Annotated in this window: 1 protein-coding gene and 1 pseudogene; both read left to right on the plus strand. The window is 43.3% G+C overall.

All coding sequences use genetic code 11. From position 1 onward, the window contains the following. The coding region (locus A0J48_RS27835) for an AAA family ATPase (protein ID WP_459213940.1) at positions 1 to 477 on the plus strand (477 nt) is incomplete at its 5' end. A gap of 177 nt (positions 478 to 654) precedes the next feature. Then, positions 655 to 885 (plus strand): annotated as a pseudogene (locus tag A0J48_RS27840) (hypothetical protein); the annotation flags it as partial.

Raw genomic sequence — 885 nt, forward strand, 5'->3', positions numbered from 1 at the left:
AAAAGTCTGTTTGTAGATACCCTGAAGGAGATTTTCGAGGGGAATCAGAAATTGTTTGAGGGGCTTTATAGTCATGACCAGTGGGACTGGAGCAGAAAATTCCCAGTCATTAAAATAGACTTTGCTGGCGGGGTATTAAAAAACCGACAAGAGTTAGATCTGCGTATACTGGATATTCTGCAGGAAAATGCAGAGCATCTGGGTGTATCCTACGAATCAACAGATATACCAGGAAAATTAGGAACTCTGATTCGTAAAGCCATGGCAAAATATGGAGAACGTGCTGTGGTCCTGGTAGATGAATACGACAAACCGATCCTGGACAACATCTACAATCCACCTATTGCTGCTGAAATGAGGGAAGGACTCAAAAACCTATACTCAGTCCTCAAACAACAGGATGCCAACATCCAGTTCATCTTCATGACCGGAGTGACCAAATTCTCCAAAGTCAGCCTGTTTAGCGGAGTCAACTAACTCACCGACATCACCATTGATACCAGATATTCCTCCATTTGTGGTTACACCGAAACCGACCTTACCCAATCCTTTGGAGAACATCTTGCAGGAGCAGATCGAGAAGCAGTGCGCTCCTGGTATAATGGTTATAACTGGACAGGTTCCGAGAGCGTCTATAACCCCTACGATATCCTCATGTTTATCGATAAGAGGAAGATATTTCGCAACTACTGGTTTGAGACAGGTAGTCCCACATTCCTAGTTAAGTTGTTTCAAACCAATCGCTATTTCCTTCCCAACCGAGAGCATTTGGAGGTTACAGAGGAAATATTGGAATCCTTTGAAGTGGAAAGGATTAATCCAGTTACCTTGTTATTTCAATCAGGGTATTTGACCATTGAACGAACCTTTACCCGTCGTCAACGC

Source organism: Sphaerospermopsis aphanizomenoides BCCUSP55 (genome assembly GCF_001586785.1).
Classification (GTDB): Bacteria; Cyanobacteriota; Cyanobacteriia; order Cyanobacteriales; family Nostocaceae; genus Sphaerospermopsis_A; species Sphaerospermopsis_A aphanizomenoides_A.